The sequence below is a fragment of the Roseitranquillus sediminis genome, assembly GCF_016918935.1.
Classification (GTDB): domain Bacteria; phylum Pseudomonadota; class Alphaproteobacteria; order Rhodobacterales; family Rhodobacteraceae; genus Roseitranquillus; species Roseitranquillus sediminis.
Genome location: NZ_JAFFOB010000014.1, coordinates 188308 through 207992 on the forward strand (window position 1 = coordinate 188308; position 19685 = coordinate 207992).

Here is a 19685-nt window from a genome sequence, read left to right on the forward strand (position 1 = left end):
ACGCACGGCGCGCCGTCGGCTTCAGTCAGGCGACGCAGGGACGCTCATGCGCGCCGCAAACACGAACGGCTCGGAGTGGCCGGATGCAAGAGTGGAGGAGAATGATGACCAAGTACGCGACACTTGCCTTTGCGGCATTGACGACGGCCGCCACCGGCGCCTGGGCGCAGGAGCACACGTTCCGCTTCCAGTCGTCCGACCCGGCGGGCAACCCGAACTTCATCCTGCAGCAGACGTGGGCCGAGGACGTGGCCGAGCGTACCGACGGCCGCGTAGAGATCGAGCTGCTGCCGGTCGAATCCATCGTCGCCCACAACGAGACGCAGGACGCCATCGCGGCGGGTATCCTCGACGGGCACATCACCGACACCAGCTACTTCGCCGGCAAGGACCCGGCCTTCGGCCTGATCGCCAACCCGGTTGGCGCGTGGTCGGATCCGCAGGAGATGTTCACCTTCATGCAGGAGGGCGGCGGCAAGGAGCTGATGAACGAGCTGGTGCAGCCCTATGGCCTGCACTTCATCGGCGCCACGACGCCCGGTCTCGAGGCGTTTGTCTCCGACGTGCCGCTCGAGGGCGTGGACGATCTGCAGGGCCTGAAGATGCGGGCGCCCGAGGGGCTGGTGCAGCAGGTCTTCGCCGCCGCAGGCGCGGCACCCGTCAACCTGCCTGGCTCGGAAGTGTTCACCTCCCTCGACAAGGGCGTGATCGATGCGGCGGACTACAGCGTCTTCTCGACCAATCAGGCGCAGGGCCTGCATGACGTGGCGCGGCACCCGGTCTATCCCGGTTTCCACTCGATGCCGCTGGTCGAGATCTCGATGAACAAGGAGAAGTGGGACGCGCTGCCCGACGACCTGAAGCAAGCGCTCGAGGCGTCGGTCCAGGACTTCGCGCAGCGACAGGTGGCCGCACTCGAGGAGGCCGACCAGGCTGCGGTGGCGGAGGCAGAGGCGTCGGGCGAGATCACCATCCACGACTGGCCGGCCGAGGAGCGCGCCCGCTTCCGGGAGATCGCGACGGGCGAATGGCAGACGGTGGCCGAGCGGTCGGAGAACGCGCAGAAGGTATACGACACGCTGACCGGCTACCTGCGCGATCAAGGCCTCATGAACTGAGTGACGCGAGGGGCGGGCCTGTCCCGCCCCTCGCCGCGTCAGGGTTCGCAGCATGGACGAGCATCCTCACACTGGCCTCAGCGACGAAGACCTGACAGGCGCCGCCGCGGGACCCGTGCCGCAGGCGGGGGCGCTCGGGCGCTGGATTGACCGCGGCGGATGGCTCTTTGCGGCGGGCATCGTGGTGGCGATGTTGATCCTGATCCAGGAAGTCGTGCTGCGCTACGTCTTCAACTCGCCGACCGTCTGGGCGCACGAGACGACGATCTTTCTCTGCGGCATGGCCTTCATCTATGGCGGGCTCTACACGGCCGCGCGGGACCGCCACATCCGGGTCGTCCTGATCTATGACTGGCTCGGTCCGCGCTGGCGGCGGACCTTCGACGTCGTGATTTCCGTCGTCTGCTGCCTCTCCTCCGCGATGTTCGCGTGGGCGGCCTGGCTCATGGTCGAGCGCGCGGCATTCCGCCCGGACGGCAGCTTCCGGCTCGAGCGGTCGGGAAGCGCTTGGGATCCGGTCTATCCGGGTCTGATCAAGGTGTTCCTGATGGTGGCGTTGGCGGTTCTGGCGGTTCAATTCGCCGTGCTGGCGTGGAACTACGCCCGCGGTCGCCGCTGATGGAGATCTTCGGCAGCTTCGCGCAGCTCGAGATCGGTACCGCCACTGGCCTGATGTTCGTGTTGCTGCTGGTGCTGCTCGTCACCGGCATCCCGCTCGCCTTCGTCACGCTGCTCGTCGCGCTGATCTTCGCGCTCGGCTGGTTCGGCCCGATGGCGGTGCCGCTGATCACCAGCCGGGTCTACACCTTCGTCTCGAGCTTCGTCTTCGTCTCGGTGCCCATGTTCGTGCTGATGGCGGCGATCCTCGACCGGTCCGGCATCGCACGCGACCTCTTCGACGCGATGCGCCTGGTCGGCGGCCGCCTGCGCGGGGCGATCGCGCTGCAGACGATCGTGGTCGCGGTCATCCTGGCTGCGATGTCGGGCATCATCGGCGGCGAGGTGGTGCTGCTGGGGCTCATAGCGCTGCCACAAATGCTGCGGCTGGGCTACGACCGCAATCTCGCGATCGGCGTGGTCTGCGCGGGCGGGGCGCTCGGCACCATGGTGCCGCCTTCGATCGTGCTGATCATCTACGGGCTGACCGCCAACGTCTCGATCGGAGACCTCTTCACGGCTGCCTTCCTGCCCGGCCTGATGCTCGCAGGCTTCTACGCCGCGTATGTCCTGATCCGCGCGTGGATCAATCCGGCCGTCGCGCCGGCCGTCGAGGGGCCGAGCCCGCCAATGTCCGAAAAGCTGCGCCTGCTCAAGGGGCTGTTCCTGCCCATCCTGGTAGTGATCGGCGTCTTGGGCTCGATCTACGGCGGCATCGCCAGCGTGACGGAGGCCTCTGCGGTCGGCGTGCTTGGCGTCACCCTTTCCACGATGATCCGCGGCGAGTTCTCCTACGCGCTGATGCGCGGGGCGGCGCTGCAGACGCTGCAGACGGTTGGCATGATTGTCTGGATCGGGATCGGGGCGTCGGCGCTGGTCGGTGTCTTCAACCTGATGGGCGGCATCGATTTCGTGCGCGACCTGATCACCGGCATCTCCGAGAACCGAACGATCGTGCTGCTCTTCATGATGGCGATCCTCTTTGTGCTGGGCATGTTCCTCGACTGGGTGGGGATCGCGCTGCTGACCATGCCGATCTTCGTGCCGATTGTGATCGATCTCGGCTATGACCCTGTTTGGTTCGGCGTCGTCTTCTGCATGAACATGCAGATGAGCTTCCTTTCGCCGCCGTTCGGGCCGGCCGCCTTCTACCTCAAGTCGGTCGCGCCGCCCGAGATATCGCTTGGCGACATCTTCCGAGCCCTTTTGCCGTTCATCGGTCTGCAGGCGCTTGCGGTGGCGGTCCTGATAATCGCGCCGGGCATCACTGGGCGCTGACAGGGGCGCAGTTTCCTGTTCTCGCGCAACAGGCTTCCTACCTTTGGGGCGAACACGTAGGAATGGTGCGACCGCAGATCAGAGGGCCCTGCATTGCCCATAGTACCCGACGACCGCGCCGACAACGAGAGCGGCACGCACGCCGTCTGCCGGATCCGTCACATGATCGAGACGGACTTTGCCTTCGCGAGCCGCCTGCTGCCCAGTGAAGACGCCTTGTCCAGCAGGCTCGGCATCGGACGTCGTGCCGTGCGGCGGGCGCTCGAGGTACTCGAGTTCGAGGGGCTGCTCCGCCGCACGCCGCGCGGAATGCGAATTGCCGAACCTGCGCGGACGGCAAGCCCGATGGCACGGTCCGAGAGTACGGTTCCACGCGAGCTGATGGCTGCGCGACTCTGCGTTGAGCCTGCGCTTGCTGCCCTCTGTGCCATGCGCGCGACGGAAACGGACATGGGGCGGCTACTCGCGCTCGTCAGCCGCGTCAACGAGGCACGCGACAGCGACGAGAGCGAGATGTGGGACGCCCTGCTGCACCGCACCATTGCTCGGACCGCAGGTAACGGCGCCCTGCTGGCGGCTTACCTGAGTTTCGAGGAGCTAAGAGGCGATGCGGACTGGCAGGCGCTGATGACGGACTGCTTCACGCCGGATCGCGTCGAGGTCTTCCACCGTCAGCACAACGCACTCGTGGACGCGATCGCGGACCGTGACGCCGCCGCGGCGCGGTGGGTGATGGCCGAGCATCTCGACACGATGTCGCGGAGCATGGGTTTGGGCGGCTAGCGCCCGGATCAGGTCAGCCGACGCTTTCCACGGTGACGACGACGGTGACGGAGATGCCATCGGGCGGCGGAGGGAAGGGCGCGGCGCGCCGGACATGTGCGACGGCCACCGCGTCGAGCCGGGGCGAGCCGGAACTGCGCTGCACGTTCAGCTCCGCGACGCGGCCGTTGCCGGCGATGCGGAGGCCGATGACCGCGCTGCCGCGCAGGCCAGTCGCGCGCCGCGGCTGGCGCGCGATCCTGACGAGGACGAGCTTCTTGTAGTCTTCCAGCCCGGCCGGCGCGGCGGCGGTCGCTTCCCCCGTGGCCGGCTCTCGCGCCGCTCGCTTGGTGACATGCGATGGTGGTGCAGCCTCTGCCGTGCGCGTCAAGTTCTCGGGCCGCGGCGGCGGCGCGGCGCCCGCAGCCGCCGGCACCGTGGAGGTGACCGGTCTGAGGGGCCGCGACGGGACAGGAGAGGCTGGGGTCGCGCCGGCGGGGATAACGACTGCGGGTCCTGCGGCGGGATCCTGCGGAGAAGGGGCGGCGTGCGGCTGCACTGCCGCCAGCTCCAGAGGCTGCAAGGCATCCGAAGATGGCGCAGGATTCCCGGACGCAGCAACGCCCGAGAACGTGGCGGTGGTCACGTAAGTAACGCCGCTGTCCGCCCCTGGTGGCGCATTGCTCGTGGTGTCGACGACGAAACCAGTCACCGCGACGTGCAACGCAAGAGAGGCCGTCATCGCCGCAGTCCAGCCCACCGCGCCGCTCATCTCAGCGCCTGCTCGGTCAGCATCACGACACGCTCCGCACTGGCTGCGCGCAAAGCCTCGGCAACTTCGACGATACGCGCCGCCGGCGCATCGCGATCCGGCAGGATCCTCGCCTCTCCGTCCTCCAGGCTGGCGGCGTATGAGCCCGGATCGGCCGGCACGCCTCCGAACGTCAGGCGTCCGTCCGCGTGGATCACCAGAGCATCGAGCGGCGCGAAGGTTCCGAGCGTCTCCGCGCGCACCAGGCGGACGTCCGAGTCGATGCTTCGCCCAACGGTGCCCGCGAGCAGGAAGAAGATCAGGAGCAGGAAGACGATGTTGACCAGCGTGACGACAGGCGTCTCGCGGCTTCGGCGCGAGCGGTGCGGCGAAAGCATCAGCGTATCACCGCCACGGACAGGTGCCGGAGCGACGATAGGGCCGCCAGCACGTCCGCCAGACGCTGCGCGGACGCGACGTCATCAACGTCGAGCACAAGCTTGTCGCCGACAGTGCCGTCGCCGATTGCCTGGGCAAGATCGGCCAGCGCTACATCGCGGCCGTTCAGCGTGAGCCGGTCCTGGCGGAGTTGCATGAAATGCGAGGGCTGGCTGGCCGTTTCCGTTCCTGCCGAATTGATCTCGATCTCGCCGAGGCGGACGAAGGTGGAGCTCAGCATGAAGAACATCAGGAGCAGGAAGATCACGTCGATGAGCGGCGTCAGCGAGAGCCGCCGTGGACGGAAACGTGCTGCTAAGGCACCGTCAGGCAGCATTGCCCATCTCCGCCGTAAGTGCCTCGGCCGTCAGCAGCCGCTCGCGTGCAAGCCGCGCATCGAGCCAGGCGAGCACGAGCGAGGTCGGCATCGCCACCGCAAGGCCCACCGCCGTCGTGAGCAGCGCGACCCAGATGCCACCGGCCAGAGCGGACGGATCCACCTGCGCGCCCGCCTCTTGCAGTGCGCGGAAGGCGTCGATCATCCCGAGGACCGTGCCGAAGAGGCCGAGCAGTGGCGCCACCTGCACCACTGCGTCGAGAAGCCGGAACCCGACTTCGTGGCGCCCGAGCGCTGCCTCGGCCCGCGCGACCGCGGCGTCTCGCGGCAGCCCGCGGAGTTCCACCGCGAGGCGGGTGCGGCGCCGTGCGCCGGCACCACGTACGCAGCCGACGCCCGCCAAGTGAAACGCCGTGATCCGGTGCAGGGCCGTCGCCACCGCGACCACCGACAGGCCCAGCAGGAGTGCCACCACTGGTCCGCCGAGCGTCAAGAGACTTCCGACGCCCACGAGTCCCTCGCTCATCAGCGCAGCGCCTCGATTTTGGTGCGCGAGGTGACGACGGCGTCGTCGCAAATCTCGGAGGCCGCACCGGCGACAGTGCACGTTGCGGCACCGTTGACGAGGAAGCCTGCGAGCTCGCCACAAGACATTTCAGGCAGATCAAACTGACGCACGCGTGTGCGTCCGGCGGGCACCTCCAGAAAGTCGAATAGTGTCAGTGCCGCGACTTTTCCGGCGCGGTCGAACACCACGGTCTCCAGTACCAGCTGCTCGAGGTCCTGTTCCATGCGGCTGCCGACGGTGAAGGTCAGGCGGCAGGCGCCTCCGGCCTGTTCGAGAGCGTTCAGTTCGATCGCGACGCCGGAATCGGCCTCGGCCGTTGCGGCCGTCGTCGCGAGCATCAGTGCAGGCAGAAGCATCGTCATCTTGGAGACACCATCGGATTCGGCACGTCCTCTAGCACGAGCCGATCGGGTGGCGGAACCGACTAGAGCAGCTCCGGCGGTCCTTTGATCGACGTGCCATCCTGTACGTCGGGCAGACGGTCCAATACAGACCGCAGCGCGGTTTCAAGCGCCTCCGATCCCTGCGCCACGATCGCCTCGGCCCGTCTTCGCATGGCCGCACGCTCCGTGTCGTTCGCTAGCCTCAGGACCTCGCGTGTCAGGTCGTCGGAGGAATGTATCGGCACGGCGGCCGCGGCGCCATCAAGATCGCGATAGATGTCGGCGAAGTTGGCCACATCCGGGCCGTGAAGGACCACAGAGCCAAGGGCGATCGGCTCGTAAGGGTTATGGCCGCCGATCCCGTTGAAGGAACCGCCGACGAGAGAAATGGGCGCAAGGCGGTACCAGAGGCCCATCTCGCCCAACGTATCGCAAAGATGAACCGCCTCGCCCGGACCCGGGAGCCCTGCGGTCCTGCGCCCGGCCGTCAGCCGCTCGCGCTCGATGGCGGCTGCCACCTCGTCTCCGCGTGCCGGATGGCGCGGCACGAGTAGGAGGAGCGCGTTGGGACGGACACGCCGAACGGCCGCGTGCGCCTTCAGCGCTAGCGCCTCCTCGCCGCGATGGGTCGAGGCGGCGAGCCAGACGAAACGCCCATCAACAGCGTCCTGCAGATCCCGAAGTGCGGCAGGATCTGCGGGGAGCGGCGCCGCCGCCTCCTTGAGCGATCCCGCGGTGGTCACCTCCTTGGCCCCAAGGCGACGAAGCCCGTCCGCGGTGGCATCATCCTGAGCGAGCACCACTTCGAAACATCCGAATAGTGCGGCGGCGGTGCCCGAGGCTCGTGTCCAGCGCCGAAGCGAGCGCGCCCGAAGTCTCGCGTTCAGGAGGAGCATCGGGATGCGGCAAGCATGGGTCTCGTGGACGAGGCGCGGCCATATCTCGCTCTCGGTCCAGACAGCAAGATCGGGGTGCCAATGATTCAGGAAGCGGGTGATGGGGCCCTTGAGGTCCAGCGGGACGAACTGGTGCACCGCACGCGGCGGCAGGCGCCGCGACAGCAGTTGCGCCGAAGTGACGGTTCCTGAAGTCACAAGCACGTGGATGTCGGTCCGCCGCTGCAGGAGCGCCTCCACCAGTGGCAGCAGCGAAAGGCTCTCGCCGACGCTGGCCGCGTGGAGCCAGACCAGCAGACCCTCCGGCCGTGCCGCGCGCGCGTGTCCGAGCCTCTCGGGCCAGCGATCGGCATCCTCCTTGCCGGTGGCGCGCCTGCGCTCGATGAGGCGCCGGCCGAGCGGATCGGCCGCAGCGGTCAAGGCGAGATAGGCGCGCAGGAGCGGTGGCATCGACACGCGGGGCACCATCCGGCCCTGCGCGCGCGATGGCAAGGTACCTGCCACGCCCGGCGCCACAATAGAAGGGGGCTACCCTTGCGACTGTTTCTGACGGTGACTAAGACTCCCTTCATCCTTTCCCGATAGCTTCGGCAGAACCACAGGCAGGCGGACATGCACGACCCCGTACAGCATTACATGCAGAATCTCGTCCCGATGGTGGTCGAGCAGACGAGCCGGGGCGAGCGCGCCTATGACATCTTCTCGCGCCTCCTCAAGGAGCGGATCGTGTTCCTGTCAGGTCCTGTGCACGACGGGATGTCCTCGCTGATCGTGGCGCAGCTGCTTCATCTGGAAGCGGAGAACCCGACCAAGGACATCTCGATGTACATCAACTCGCCCGGCGGGGTAGTGACGTCGGGCCTGTCGATTTACGACACGATGCAGTACATCAAGCCGCAAGTCTCGACTCTCGTCGTCGGGCAGGCGGCCTCGATGGGTTCGCTCCTGCTGGCCGCAGGCGCGCCAGGCAAGCGCTTCTCGCTGCCCAACAGCCGAGTGATGGTGCACCAGCCCTCAGGCGGCTATCAGGGTCAGGCGACCGACATCATGATACACGCGGAGGAGACGCTGAAACTCAAGCGGCGACTCAACGAGATCTACGTCAAGCACACTGGGCAGTCGCTGGAGACGGTGGAGAATGCGCTGGAGCGCGACCGCTTCATGTCACCCGAGGACGCCAAGGCGTGGGGCCTGATCGACGAGATCGTTGAAAACCGTATGAAGCCGGATGAAGGCAAGTCCTGATCACGCTACCTTGCGCCAGTCCGGCGGCGCCAGTTTCGCGTTGTGCCCATTCGGCCACTGTCCTAAGTTTCATCCCCAAGGGGTCCGCGCCCCTGGCCGAACCCAATCCAATGGCCCCCGGCCCCAGAGGTAAGTAATGGCGAGCAACTCCGGCAGCGACGGCAAGAACACGCTCTACTGCTCCTTCTGCGGAAAGAGCCAGCACGAGGTGCGAAAGCTGATCGCCGGTCCGACCGTGTTTATCTGCGACGAGTGCGTCGAGCTGTGCATGGACATCATCCGCGAGGAGAGCAGGTCGTCGGGCATCAAGTCGTCGGACGGCGTGCCGACCCCGCATGAGATCTGTGAGGTGCTGGACGATTACGTTATCGGGCAGACCCACGCCAAGCGCGTGCTCTCCGTGGCGGTTCACAATCACTACAAGCGGCTGAACAATGCCGGGAAGTCCGACATCGAACTGGCGAAGTCGAACATCCTGCTGATCGGCCCAACGGGTTGCGGCAAGACGCTACTGGCGCAGACGCTGGCCCGGATCCTCGACGTGCCGTTCACGATGGCCGACGCCACGACACTGACCGAAGCGGGATATGTCGGCGAGGACGTCGAGAACATCATCCTCAAGCTCCTGCAGGCCAGCGAGTACAACGTCGAGCGGGCGCAGCGCGGCATCGTCTACATCGACGAAGTCGACAAGATAACGCGCAAGTCCGACAACCCGTCCATCACTCGCGACGTAAGCGGCGAGGGCGTGCAGCAGGCGCTGCTGAAGATCATGGAGGGCACCGTCGCTTCCGTGCCGCCGCAGGGCGGGCGCAAGCATCCGCAGCAGGAATTCCTGCAGGTCGACACGACGAATATCCTCTTCATCTGCGGCGGCGCCTTCGCTGGCCTTGAGAAGATCATCGCGCAGCGGGGCAAGGGCTCGGCAATCGGCTTCGGTGCCGACGTGAAGGACAACGACAGCCGTGGCGTGGGCGAGATGTTCGGTGAGCTTGAGCCCGAGGACCTGCTGAAGTTCGGCCTCATCCCCGAGTTCGTGGGCCGTCTGCCGGTGATCGCGACGCTGCAGGACCTCGACGAGGAAGCCTTGGTGACGATCCTGACGCAGCCGAAGAACGCGCTCGTCAAGCAGTATCAGCGCCTGTTCGAACTGGAGGACGTGCAGCTGACCTTCACGGAGGACTCGCTGAAGGCGATCGCCAAGCGGGCGATCGCGCGCAAGACCGGCGCGCGGGGTCTTCGGTCGATTATGGAAGACATCCTGCTCGACACGATGTTCGAGATGCCCGGCATGGAAAACGTCGAGGAGGTGGTGGTTAATGAGGAAGCCGTCACCTCGGACGCATCGCCTCTGATGATATATGCGGAGCATCGCAAGGAAAACGCTACGGCAGGCTGATCTGCCGAGTGAGGTCGGGGGCCGGGCGAGACATCGCTCGGCCCTTTCGCTGAACGAATAGAAAGGGACGAAAGAGCCGATGCGCGTCCACCGGAGTATTGTTGACAGCATCGGAAACACGCCGCTCATCCGTCTCAGTCGCGCATCTGACGAAACCGGATGCGAGATACTCGGGAAGGCTGAGTTCACGAACCCGGGACAATCGGTCAAGGATCGGGCCGCCCTCTACATCATTCGCGATGCGGTGGAACGGGGTGAGCTTCGCCCCGGGGGAACCATCGTCGAGGGAACTGCTGGCAACACAGGCATCGGTCTGGCTCTTGTCGGGGCGGCCATGGGGTTCCGCACTGTGATCGTCATCCCCGAAACCCAGAGCCGAGAAAAGAAGGACATGATCCGTCTTGCCGGGGCGGAGCTCGTGGAGGTGCCGGCGGTGCCATATCGGAACCCCGACAACTACGTGAGGTATTCCGGACGACTGGCGGCGCGGCTGGCAGAAACCGAGGAGAACGGCGCCATCTGGGCCAATCAATTCGACAACACCGCCAACCGCCGGGCTCATGCCGAGACGACCGGACCCGAGATATGGGAGCAGACGGCCGGTCGCTTCGACGGCTTCGTCTGTGCCGTAGGTTCGGGTGGGACGATCGCGGGCGTCGCCGACACGGTGCAGGCTCGCGGGGTCAAGATCGGCCTTGCGGACCCCGAGGGCGCCGCGCTCTACAGCTATTACACGACTGGCGAGTTGTCGGCCGAAGGTAGCTCGATCACCGAGGGGATCGGGCAGGGGCGCATCACCGCCAACCTCGAAGGCTTCAGGCCCGATCTCGCCTACCGCATTCCCGACGACGAGGCGCTGCCGATCCTGTTCGATCTGGTGAAACACGAGGGTCTATGCCTCGGCGGCTCGTCCGGGATCAACGTGGCGGCCGCCATCCGGATGGCGCGTGACCTGGGGCCAGGTCACGTGATCGTCACCATTCTCTGCGACTACGGCAATCGCTATCAGACGAAGCTCTGGAACCCTGACTTCCTGCGCGAAAAGGGTCTTCCGGTGCCGGAGTGGATGGAGGGACCGCCGCGCGAGGTGCCCAGCGTGTACGAGGGCGCATGACGCGACCGCTGTTTCGTGAGGATGCCTATCTGCGCGAAGCAGTAGGCAGGGTTCTGGAGGTGCAGGACGGCAGCGTCGTCCTCGACTCATCGATCTTCTATCCGCAGGGCGGCGGCCAGCCCGGCGACAAAGGAACGCTGACCTGGGACGGCGGCGAGATGGCGGTGTCGAATACCATCAAGGGCGAGGGTGGCAAGATCGTTCTGCTGAGCCCCGAGGGACCTCTGCCGTCGGTCGGAACGGAAGTGCGACAGCTCCTGGACTGGGAGCGGCGCTTCAGCCACATGCGTGTGCACACGGCGCTTCACCTGCTGTCGGTGGTGATTCCGCTTCCGGTGACGGGAGGGCAGATCGGCACCGAGAAGGGTCGGTTGGACTTCGACATGGCCGAGGCGCCGGAAGACAAGGACGATATCGAACGGCGGCTGGTCGAACTGATCGAGGCCGACCTGCCAGTCTTCGAGGACTGGATCTCGGACGAGGAACTCCGGGCCAACCCGCAGTTGGTCAAGACCATGTCCGTGGCGCCGCCGACGGGGGCGGGCCGCGTCCGGCTGATCCGCATCGGCGATGGCGAGGCTCAGGTCGATCTGCAACCGTGCGGGGGCACCCACGTCGCGAGGACCGGTGAGATCGGGCCGATAACGCTCGGCAAGGTCGAGAACAAGGGCGCCCGCAACCGCAGGGTGAACATCCTGGTCGCGCCGACTTGAGCGGCGGCAAAAAAAGGCCGAGCACTAAGCTCGGCCCAAGTCCAACAGGGAGGTAAGAAGGCGAAGCTCGCCTTCACCACGGGAGCTATTCCGACAGGTATAGCAGATCAAGTCGGAAGCGCGTCTTTGAGTGCAGGTCGGCCATGCGTGTGGCGCATGGCGCACACTTTTTAGGCTGCCTCGCCTTTCTGACGCCTCCTATGGGCGATGATTTCCTCGATCACGAAGTCACGAAAGGCAGCGATCCGCTTCGAGTGACGCAATTCCTCAGGGTAGGCGAGGAACACCGGCACTTCGCTCGATTCCACCTGGGGGAGGACCCTGATCAGGTCCGGGAAATCCTCGGTCAGGTAGTCCGGTAGTACCCCTATGCCGAGGTTGGCCAGAACGGCCTGCAAGACACCGAAGTAGTTGTTCACCGTGAGCGTCGACGGGATGTCGTATGTCATCAACTCCTGCACCAGCGTCGCCCCGGCGCTGACCTGAGCCGAACGCGCATTCTGGCAGATGAGGCGGTGCGATGTCAGATCCTCGGGCCGCTTCGGCGTTCCGCGCTCCGACAGGTAACGGTGTGTCGCGTAAAGACGCATGTTGACGCTCATCAGCCGGCGCCGGATCAGGTCGGCCTGGCTCGGCTCCTTCATGCGAATGGCCACGTCGGCCTCCCGCATCGGCAGGTCGAGAACGCGCTCCTCGAGCATCAGATCGATCTTCAGGTCCGGGTGGCGCGCGTAGAGTCTGGAGAGGCGCGGCGCCAGCCAGAGCGAGCCGAAGCCGGTGGTCGTGGTGACGCGTAGCTCTCCGAAGACTTCCTCCTCGCTGTCGCGGATGCGCGCCGACGCCGCCTCGATCCTTCGACGCATTGCGCTGGTCGCGTCAAAGAGCAGCTCGCCCTGTTCGGTGAGAATGAGGCCCCGCGCGTGGCGGTGGAAGAGCGTGGTGTTCAGGCTCTCCTCCAGCGCACGTATCTGTCGCGAAACCGCCGATTGGCTGAGATGCAGCGCGTCACCAGCATGGGTAAGGCTGCCGGCGTCGGCAACCGCGTGAAAGATCCTGAGCTTGTCCCAGTCCATTGAGGCCTGTCCATTGATGTCCGTCGCCGCGTTCGCCCCACGCGGCATTCTAGTTGGGAACGCCCACGAAAACAGCGGTAACGTGAAGAGTGACTTTGTGGGTCAAGGGCCGTGACCTACACTCGACATGCTGCATCTCGGGAGGAGCGCATGAGCCGTCAAGACGTGAGCCTGCACGATCGCTTCGATCTGGGCAAATCTCCGGTGCTCCTGAACGGGACTCAAGCGCTCGTTCGTCTCATGCTCATGCAGCGGGCACGTGACGAAGCGGCAGGGTTGAACACCGCCGGATACGTTACGGGGTACAGGGGCTCGCCGCTTGGCGGCGTTGATCTGCAGATGCAGCGTGCGGGCAAAGAGCTAGAGGCGGCGCAGATTGTCTTCCAGGCGGGTCTGAACGAAGATCTCGCGGCCACCGCGCTCTGGGGCTCGCAGCAGGCCGAGCTGCGGGGCGAGGGCAGATACGACGGCGTCTTCGGCCTTTGGTACGGCAAGGGGCCTGGCGTCGATCGCTCAGGCGACGTGATGCGGCACGCGAACATGGCGGGGACGAGTCCGCACGGCGGCGTGCTGATGGCGATGGGCGACGACCACACGGGGGAGAGTTCGACCACGCTGCACCAGTCGGACTGGGCGATGGTGGACGCCTACATGCCTGTCGTCTCGCCCGCGGGCGTGCAGGAGATTCTTGACCTCGGGCTCTACGGCTGGGCGCTCAGCCGTTTCGCTGGCGTCTGGGTGGGCCTCAAGACGATGAAGGACACGATCGAGGCCACGGCTGTCATCGACGGCCGCCCCGACAGGATGCAGTTCGTGACGCCGGACTTCCGCATGCCGGAGGGCGGCCTCAACATCCGTCTGATCGACACGCCGCAGGCGCAGGAAGCGCGGATGATCGACTACAAGCGCTTCGCGGCCGAGGCATTCGCCCGTGCGAACGGGATCGACCGCCGGGTGTGGGGCAGGGCGGGCGCCAGGATCGGCTTCGTCGCGGCAGGGAAGAACTGGCTCGACCTGGTGCACGCGCTGGAGCTGTTGAACCTCGACGCAACGGAGGCCGAGCGGCTGGGGATCACCACCTACAAGGTTGCGCAGACCTTTCCGCTCGACATGGAGAGCTTTCACGAGTGGGCGGAGGGCCTCGAACTGATCGTGGTGGTCGAGGAGAAGCGCAAGCTGATCGAGGTGCAGGTCAAGGAAGCCATCTTCGACGACCGCCGTGGGCGCCGCGTCTATGGGTGGCACAAGGGCGACACCTGGGAGCACGGGCGGCAGGTGGAGCTGTTTCCAACGCGCTACGCACTCGACCCCATCATGATCGCGGAGCGGATCGGCGAGATCTTGATAGAGGAGGGCTGCGAGACGGAGCGGCTGAAGGCGGGTCTGGTCGCAATCGAGGAGTCGCGGCGCGCAGACAATGTCGAAGAGATTGCCGCGCGGCTGCCCTATTACTGCTCGGGCTGTCCGCACAACACGTCGACACGAGTGCCGGAGGGCAGCCGCGCCTACGCTGGCATCGGCTGCCACTACATGGTCCAGTGGATGGACCGCGACACCGTCGGCTTCACCCAGATGGGCGGCGAGGGCGTCAACTGGGTGGGAGAGGCACCGTTTTCGAAGCGCCCGCACGTGTTCCAGAACCTTGGCGACGGGACCTACAACCACTCCGGGATACTGGCGATCCGCGCCGCCATCGCGGCGGGCACGAACATCACCTACAAGATTCTCTACAACGACGCGGTCGCGATGACTGGCGGCCAGAAGAACGAGGGAGACCTGCAGCCCGAACAGATCGCGCATGAGCTGGCAGCGATGGGCGTGCGGCACATTGCCGTCGTCTACGACGAGAAGGAGGAGCCGGAGCGGAATGGCTTCCCCAAAAGCGTCGAGTGGCACGAGCGGGCAGAGATAGACGGCGTGCAGAACGGCTTCCGCGAGCACGAGGGCGTTTCCGCGATCCTCTACATCCAGACCTGCGCGGCCGAGAAGCGGCGGCGGCGCAAGCGGGGCAAGTTCCCCGACCCGGACCGGCGCGTCTTCATCAACACCGACGTGTGCGAGGGGTGCGGCGACTGCGGTGTCCAGTCAAACTGCGTGTCGATCGTGCCGGTCGAGACCGAGCTCGGGCGCAAGCGGGCCATCGACCAGTCGTCCTGCAACAAGGACTACAGTTGCCTCAACGGCTTCTGCCCGTCGTTCGTCATGGTCGAGGGCGGCGAGGTACGCAGGGATGCCACGGTCGAGGTGGACGTGGGGCACCTGCCGGAGCCCCAACTGCCGGTCATCGAGGGCACGCACAATGTCGTCATCACGGGCGTCGGCGGCACCGGCGTCGTTACCATCGGCGCGATCATGGCGATGGCCGCGCATGTCGACGGCAAGGGCGCAGGGATGATGGAGATGGCGGGCCTGGCGCAGAAGGGCGGGGCCGTCCATATCCACTGCCGCATCGCCGAGGATCCCGCGGACATCAACGCGATCCGCGTGGCCACCGGAGAGTGCGATGCCCTCATCGGCGGCGATCTGGTTGTGAGCGCAGGAGCCAGGACACTGGGTCTGATGAAGACCGGTCGCACCGGCGGCGTAGTCAACAGCCACGAGATCATCACCGGCGACTTCACCCGCGACGCCGAGTTCCGCATTCCGGCAGACCGGCTGGCACTGTCGCTGGAGCGGAGGCTCAAGGAACGGCTCACGATGTTCGATGCATCCGGACTCTCGCGGGCGGTGATGGGCGACTCGATCTTCTCCAACATGATGATCTTCGGCGCGGCGTGGCAGAACGGCCTGGTACCACTGACGCACGACGCGATCCTGCGAGCGATAGAGCTGAATCGCGCTGCGGTGGAGGCGAACAAGCGCGCGTTCGAGCTCGGCCGCTGGGCGGCGCTGAACCCGGGGGCGGTGGAAAAACTATCGCAGCAGAAGGTCGTGCAGAGGCCAAAGTCGCTGGAGGAGAGGATCGCGTTCCGCGAGCGCCACATGGAAAAGTACCAGAACCGGCGCCTGTCACGGCGCTATCGCCAGATGGTCGACAGTGTGCGGGATGAAGGGCTGTGCGAGGCGGTCGCGGAGGGCTACCACAAGGTTCTATCCTACAAGGACGAGTACGAGGTCGCGCGCCTGCTGGCCGAGACGCGTGCGAGGGCCGAGGCCGAGTTTGCGGGCAATCTGAAGCTGACCTATCATCTGGCGCCGCCGGTCCTGTCTACCCACGACACCGCCGGCCGTCCACGCAAGCGGCGCTTTGCCCAATGGATCGAGCGCCTCTTTCCGGTGCTCGCCAAGGGCAAGGTTCTGCGCGGCACGCCGTTCGACCCGTTCGGACGCACGGCGGAGCGGCGTCTCGAGCGGGCTCTGATCCGGCAATATGAGGCCGACATGGCGGAGGTCTTGCCCCAGGTGACACCTGAGACGCTGGAAATCGCCGCGGCTCTCGCTCGGCTTCCGCTGCAGATCCGCGGCTTCGGCCCGGTCAAGGCCGCGCACGAGCAGGCGGCGGCTAAACGCCGCGAGGAACTGCTGGCCTCGTTCCGTGCCGGAGGGCCGCGGCTGCAACAGGCGGCCGAGTAGCGGCGGCGGAATGATGGACTTCACTGCGCCGCGCGCCTATTCGGAGCGCGGGAAGATGCGGAGCGTGGAATGGCCGTCGGCGTGTTCGACTCGGGGCTTGGTGGGCTCACGGTCCTTGAGGCCGTGACACGGCGCCTGCCGGACGTGCCCTTCGTCTACTACGGCGACAATGCGAACGCGCCTTATGGCGTGCGCGATGCCGATGATGTCTACGAGCTGACGACGCGCGGTGTCGAGCGGCTGTGGCGCGCCGGGTGCGATCTCGTAATTCTCGCCTGCAATACGGCGTCGGCAGCGGCGCTGAGGCGGATGCAGGAGAGCTGGGTGCCGCCGAAGAAGCGGGTGCTAGGCGTCTTCGTACCGCTGATTGAGGCGCTGACCGAGCGGCAGTGGGGCGACAACAGCCCGCCGCGCGAGGTCGCGGTCAAGCACGTCGCGCTCTTCGCGACTCCCGCGACGGTTGCCTCGCGGGCTTTCCAGCGGGAACTCGCGTTCCGCGCCATCGGTGTCGATGTGGAGGCGCAGGCCTGCGGCGGCGTGGTCGATGCGATGGAGGACGGCGACCTGATCCTGGCCGAGGCGCTGGTGCGGAGCCACGTCGAGGCGCTGAAGCGCAAGATGCCGAAGCCGGATGCGGCCGTGCTGGGATGCACGCACTATCCGCTGATGCAGGAGGTGTTTCAGGACGCGCTGGGGCCTGACGTCATGGTCTTCAGCCAAGCGAATCTGGTGGCCGACAGTCTCGCCGATTATCTCTCCCGTCATCCGGGGATGTTGGGCGCAGGGCAGGTGCCGATGCTGCTCACTACCGGCGACGCGCGCCGCGTCTCGGTCAAGGCCACGCATTTCCTGCGACGAAAGATCGACTTCCACCCCGCGTGAGAATTGCAGGTTTCGCAAGCCAACTTTAATCGCAGGAAGTGTCATGACCCACAACGTCGCCATACTCGGAGCAAGCGGCTATACCGGCGCGGAACTCGTCCGCCTGCTTGCGACGCATCCGTCGATGCGCATCGCGGCGCTCTCCGCCGACCGCAAGGCGGGACAGACGATGAGTTCGGTCTTTCCGCACCTGCGCCACCTAGATCTGCCCGTGCTGGTCACGATCGACGAAATCGACTTCACGGGCATCGACCTCTGCTTCTGTGCGCTGCCGCACGCGACGAGCCAAGCAGTGATCAGCCAGCTGCCGCGCGACCTGAAGATTGTCGACCTCTCGGCGGACTTCCGGTTACGCGATCCTGTTGCCTACGAGACGTGGTACGGCAAGCCTCATGCCGCAGCCGAGCTACAGGCCGAAGCCGTCTACGGCCTCACCGAATTCTACCGCGAAGAGATCCGGGCGGCGCGTCTCGTGGCTGGGACAGGCTGCAATTCCGCGACCGGGATCTACGCATTGCGGCCGCCGCTGGCCGCTGGCGCGGTCGATCCGGACCAGATCATCATCGACCTGAAGACCGGCGTCTCGGGTGCCGGCCGGACGCTTCGCGAGAACCTGCTGCACGCAGAGCTGTCCGAAGGGGCCCACGCCTATTCCGCGGGCGGGGTGCACCGTCATCTGGGCGAGTTCGACCAGGAGTTAAGCGTGGTGGCGGGTCGCGAGGTGCGGGTCATGTTCACGCCGCACCTGATCCCCGCCAACCGGGGTATCCTCGGGACAGTCTACGTGCAGGGCGATGCCCAAGCCGTGCATGGTGCACTGGCGGAAACCTATGCGGGAGAGCCATTCATGCACGTGCTGCCTTTCGGCGAGCTTCCCTCGACGCGCCACGTCCGGGGCTCGAACTTTTGTCACATCGGCGTCGTCGGCGACCGCATCGACGGCCGCGCCACGATCGTTGCCGCGCTGGACAACCTAGCCAAGGGTTCATCGGGGCAGGCGATCCAGAACGCGAACCTGATGCTGGGAGAGGAGGAGACCGCCGGTCTGACAGGGCCGGCGGTGTTCCCGTAAGCCTATGAAGGGACTGAAGAAGAAGCGACGCATACAGATCATCGCGTTGGCGGCGGTGGCGCTGGGGCTGTCGACCGCGCTCATCGGCTACGCGATGCGGGACGGAATCAACTTCTTCCGTTCTCCCAGCCAGGTAGTGGAGGCGCCGCCGCCTCCGAACGAGGTCTTTCGCATTGGCGGTCTCGTCGAGAACGGAAGCATCGTCAGGGGCCGGGGTGAGACCGTGAGATTCTCGGTGACGGACGGCGCTGCCGCGGTGGAGGTCACCTATACCGGCCTGCTTCCCGACCTCTTTTCCGAGGGCGAGGGCATGGTCGGTACCGGCCGCTACGTCGACGGCACGTTTCAGGCGACAGAGATCCTGGCCAAGCACGACGAGACCTACATGCCGAAGGAAGTGGTGGACGCGCTCAAGGAACAGGGCGTCTACCAAGAGCCGAACGCACCCTTACCCGGCGGTTAACCTAATCGGACGACCGTGCTCCGTGCTCCTTCGCCACGGAGAAATGCATGAAACCGGTCGATGCCGCCGAGACATCCCCGACGCTCGCCATGCCCGCGCGGCGCCCGAAACCGGGCGCCGTCGGTTGCAGCTTGACGTTCAGCCTGCAGCGGCGGCGCGGCGGCGCCCGGCTGATCGTGACGCGGCGATGCCGCACCGTCCGGGGACTTGATGTTGAGTGACGACCTCTTCGCCCGGCTGCTGGCGGAAAGCGGACCCTGGGTCCTGCTGGTGTTCTATCTGCTCTACCGCGACGTGCAGAAGGAGCAGGCGATCCGCGAGATCCTGAACAAGAACACGGAAATCCTCGTGGAGATGACGACCATGATCCGCGAGCGGCTGACGAGGTAGGACGCGCATGAAGCTCCGCAAATTCTGGCGAGCACTGCGGGACTACCTCAGCGGCCGGCGACTGGAGCAGGCGAAGAAGCGCCATGAGGAGGCCGCCCGGCGCCTCGATGCCGCAGTTAAGGAGTTGCTGAAGAAATGAGACATGCCTTGGCTCTCTCGGTCATCCTGCTGGGCGGGCTGATTCTGGCGGAGAGCTTGGTCGGAACCGATTTCGCGATCGCGATCGGTTTCGGCGCCATCACCACGATCGCGGCGACGAACGCGGCGACCTTCCTATGGCTCTGGTGGGCCAGGACTACCCCGCTCGCGCTGGGCATGGCCTATAGCTGGTTGGGGCAGGCCGCGATATCGATCTGGTGGTTCGTCTCTGGAATCCCGCACACGGCGCCATGGGTCACGCCTTTTGACAGCAAGATCCTATTCGCCGTCCTCTCGATCTACATCGTCGGCGGTATCATCCACATCTCGGTGGTGCAGAGCTCGGTGGATGCGGTGCGCCGCGTCGTCCTGCTGCCAGCCATTGCCGCCTTCGCAGTCGCACTTCTGGCTGACGCCCTGTTCTGATCCGCCAAC

The 19685-nt window shown here is 65.8% G+C and carries 23 protein-coding genes; 16 read left to right on the forward strand and 7 right to left on the reverse strand.

Annotated elements, in window-relative coordinates:
* Positions 1 to 104 precede the first annotated feature (104 nt).
* The 4 genes from JM664_RS07715 to JM664_RS07730 all read left to right on the forward strand — a co-directional run bounded on the left by JM664_RS07715 (position 105) and on the right by JM664_RS07730 (position 3836).
* Entirely contained in the window at positions 105 to 1118 is a 1014-nt protein-coding gene (locus JM664_RS07715; RefSeq protein WP_227419341.1) for a TRAP transporter substrate-binding protein, read from the forward strand.
* Positions 1119 to 1170: 52 nt separating this feature from the next.
* Positions 1171 to 1737 (forward strand): TRAP transporter small permease subunit, encoded by a 567-nt coding sequence (locus tag JM664_RS07720; protein ID WP_227419342.1) that lies wholly within the window; start codon positions 1171 to 1173, stop codon positions 1735 to 1737.
* Positions 1737 to 3053 (forward strand): TRAP transporter large permease, encoded by a 1317-nt coding sequence (locus JM664_RS07725; RefSeq protein WP_227419343.1) that lies wholly within the window; start codon positions 1737 to 1739, stop codon positions 3051 to 3053. Before JM664_RS07720 ends, JM664_RS07725 begins: the two co-directional genes overlap by 1 nt.
* A gap of 93 nt (positions 3054 to 3146) precedes the next feature.
* Positions 3147 to 3836 (forward strand): FadR/GntR family transcriptional regulator, encoded by a 690-nt coding sequence (locus JM664_RS07730; protein WP_227419344.1) that lies wholly within the window; start codon positions 3147 to 3149, stop codon positions 3834 to 3836.
* Positions 3837 to 3849: 13 nt separating this feature from the next.
* Here JM664_RS07730 and JM664_RS07735 read toward each other — a convergent pair whose 3' ends face one another.
* From JM664_RS07735 to JM664_RS07760, 6 genes are all read right to left on the reverse strand, one after another.
* Entirely contained in the window at positions 3850 to 4206 is a 357-nt protein-coding gene (locus tag JM664_RS07735; RefSeq protein ID WP_227419345.1) for an energy transducer TonB, read from the reverse strand.
* A gap of 377 nt (positions 4207 to 4583) precedes the next feature.
* Positions 4584 to 4964, reverse strand: a complete 381-nt coding sequence (locus JM664_RS07740; protein ID WP_227419346.1) for a biopolymer transporter ExbD — start codon at positions 4962 to 4964, stop codon at positions 4584 to 4586.
* A complete protein-coding gene (locus JM664_RS07745; protein WP_227419347.1) occupies positions 4964 to 5341 on the reverse strand; it encodes an ExbD/TolR family protein in 378 nt (125 codons plus the stop codon). Before JM664_RS07745 ends, JM664_RS07740 begins: the two co-directional genes overlap by 1 nt.
* A complete protein-coding gene (locus JM664_RS07750; RefSeq protein ID WP_227419348.1) occupies positions 5331 to 5867 on the reverse strand; it encodes a MotA/TolQ/ExbB proton channel family protein in 537 nt (178 codons plus the stop codon). The genes JM664_RS07745 and JM664_RS07750 overlap by 11 nt, the downstream gene beginning before the upstream one ends.
* Positions 5867 to 6271 (reverse strand): hypothetical protein, encoded by a 405-nt coding sequence (locus JM664_RS07755; RefSeq protein ID WP_227419349.1) that lies wholly within the window; start codon positions 6269 to 6271, stop codon positions 5867 to 5869. Before JM664_RS07755 ends, JM664_RS07750 begins: the two co-directional genes overlap by 1 nt.
* 62 nt (positions 6272 to 6333) lie before the next feature.
* On the reverse strand, positions 6334 to 7638 hold the full coding sequence (locus tag JM664_RS07760) for a 3-deoxy-D-manno-octulosonic acid transferase (RefSeq protein WP_227419415.1): 1305 nt from the start codon (positions 7636 to 7638) through the stop codon (positions 6334 to 6336).
* 162 nt (positions 7639 to 7800) lie between these two features.
* Between JM664_RS07760 and clpP the strand changes: the two genes are divergently transcribed.
* From clpP to JM664_RS07780, 4 genes are all read left to right on the forward strand, one after another.
* Entirely contained in the window at positions 7801 to 8433 is a 633-nt protein-coding gene (gene clpP / locus JM664_RS07765) for an ATP-dependent Clp endopeptidase proteolytic subunit ClpP (RefSeq protein ID WP_227419350.1), read from the forward strand.
* Positions 8434 to 8569: 136 nt separating this feature from the next.
* Positions 8570 to 9832, forward strand: a complete 1263-nt coding sequence (gene clpX, locus JM664_RS07770) for an ATP-dependent Clp protease ATP-binding subunit ClpX (protein ID WP_227419351.1) — start codon at positions 8570 to 8572, stop codon at positions 9830 to 9832.
* A gap of 79 nt (positions 9833 to 9911) precedes the next feature.
* On the forward strand, positions 9912 to 10946 hold the full coding sequence (locus tag JM664_RS07775) for a cysteine synthase A (protein WP_227419352.1): 1035 nt from the start codon (positions 9912 to 9914) through the stop codon (positions 10944 to 10946).
* Entirely contained in the window at positions 10943 to 11659 is a 717-nt protein-coding gene (locus JM664_RS07780) for an alanyl-tRNA editing protein (RefSeq protein WP_227419353.1), read from the forward strand. The genes JM664_RS07775 and JM664_RS07780 overlap by 4 nt, the downstream gene beginning before the upstream one ends.
* Positions 11660 to 11829: 170 nt before the next feature.
* Here JM664_RS07780 and JM664_RS07785 read toward each other — a convergent pair whose 3' ends face one another.
* Positions 11830 to 12732, reverse strand: coding sequence for a LysR family transcriptional regulator (locus JM664_RS07785; protein WP_227419354.1), 903 nt, complete (start codon positions 12730 to 12732; stop codon positions 11830 to 11832).
* A 150-nt stretch (positions 12733 to 12882) separates the two neighbouring features.
* Here JM664_RS07785 and JM664_RS07790 point away from each other — a divergent pair, with 150 nt between their 5' ends.
* The 8 genes from JM664_RS07790 (at position 12883) to JM664_RS07820 (ending at position 19676) form a co-directional block, all read left to right on the forward strand.
* The gene (locus tag JM664_RS07790; protein ID WP_227419355.1) at positions 12883 to 16305 is read left to right on the forward strand and encodes an indolepyruvate ferredoxin oxidoreductase family protein; all 3423 of its coding nucleotides are present in this window, start codon (positions 12883 to 12885) and stop codon (positions 16303 to 16305) included.
* A gap of 69 nt (positions 16306 to 16374) precedes the next feature.
* Positions 16375 to 17187 carry a glutamate racemase gene (murI, locus tag JM664_RS07795; protein ID WP_227419356.1) on the forward strand — a complete coding sequence of 271 codons (813 nt, stop codon included), beginning with the start codon at positions 16375 to 16377 and terminating at the stop codon, positions 17185 to 17187.
* Between the two features lie 43 nt (positions 17188 to 17230).
* A complete protein-coding gene (gene argC / locus JM664_RS07800) occupies positions 17231 to 18259 on the forward strand; it encodes an N-acetyl-gamma-glutamyl-phosphate reductase (protein ID WP_227419357.1) in 1029 nt (342 codons plus the stop codon).
* A 4-nt stretch (positions 18260 to 18263) separates the two neighbouring features.
* Positions 18264 to 18722: a cytochrome c maturation protein CcmE gene (ccmE, locus tag JM664_RS07805; protein WP_227419358.1), complete on the forward strand. Its 459-nt coding sequence runs from the start codon at positions 18264 to 18266 to the stop codon at positions 18720 to 18722.
* Positions 18723 to 18769: 47 nt separating this feature from the next.
* Positions 18770 to 18943, forward strand: coding sequence for a hypothetical protein (locus JM664_RS07810; RefSeq protein ID WP_227419359.1), 174 nt, complete (start codon positions 18770 to 18772; stop codon positions 18941 to 18943).
* A complete protein-coding gene (locus JM664_RS07815) occupies positions 18936 to 19112 on the forward strand; it encodes a hypothetical protein (protein WP_227419360.1) in 177 nt (58 codons plus the stop codon). Before JM664_RS07810 ends, JM664_RS07815 begins: the two co-directional genes overlap by 8 nt.
* Positions 19113 to 19119: 7 nt before the next feature.
* Positions 19120 to 19251, forward strand: a complete 132-nt coding sequence (locus tag JM664_RS18670) for a hypothetical protein (protein ID WP_264465566.1) — start codon at positions 19120 to 19122, stop codon at positions 19249 to 19251.
* Positions 19248 to 19676 carry a hypothetical protein gene (locus JM664_RS07820; protein ID WP_227419361.1) on the forward strand — a complete coding sequence of 143 codons (429 nt, stop codon included), beginning with the start codon at positions 19248 to 19250 and terminating at the stop codon, positions 19674 to 19676. The genes JM664_RS18670 and JM664_RS07820 overlap by 4 nt, the downstream gene beginning before the upstream one ends.
* Positions 19677 to 19685 lie beyond the last annotated feature (9 nt).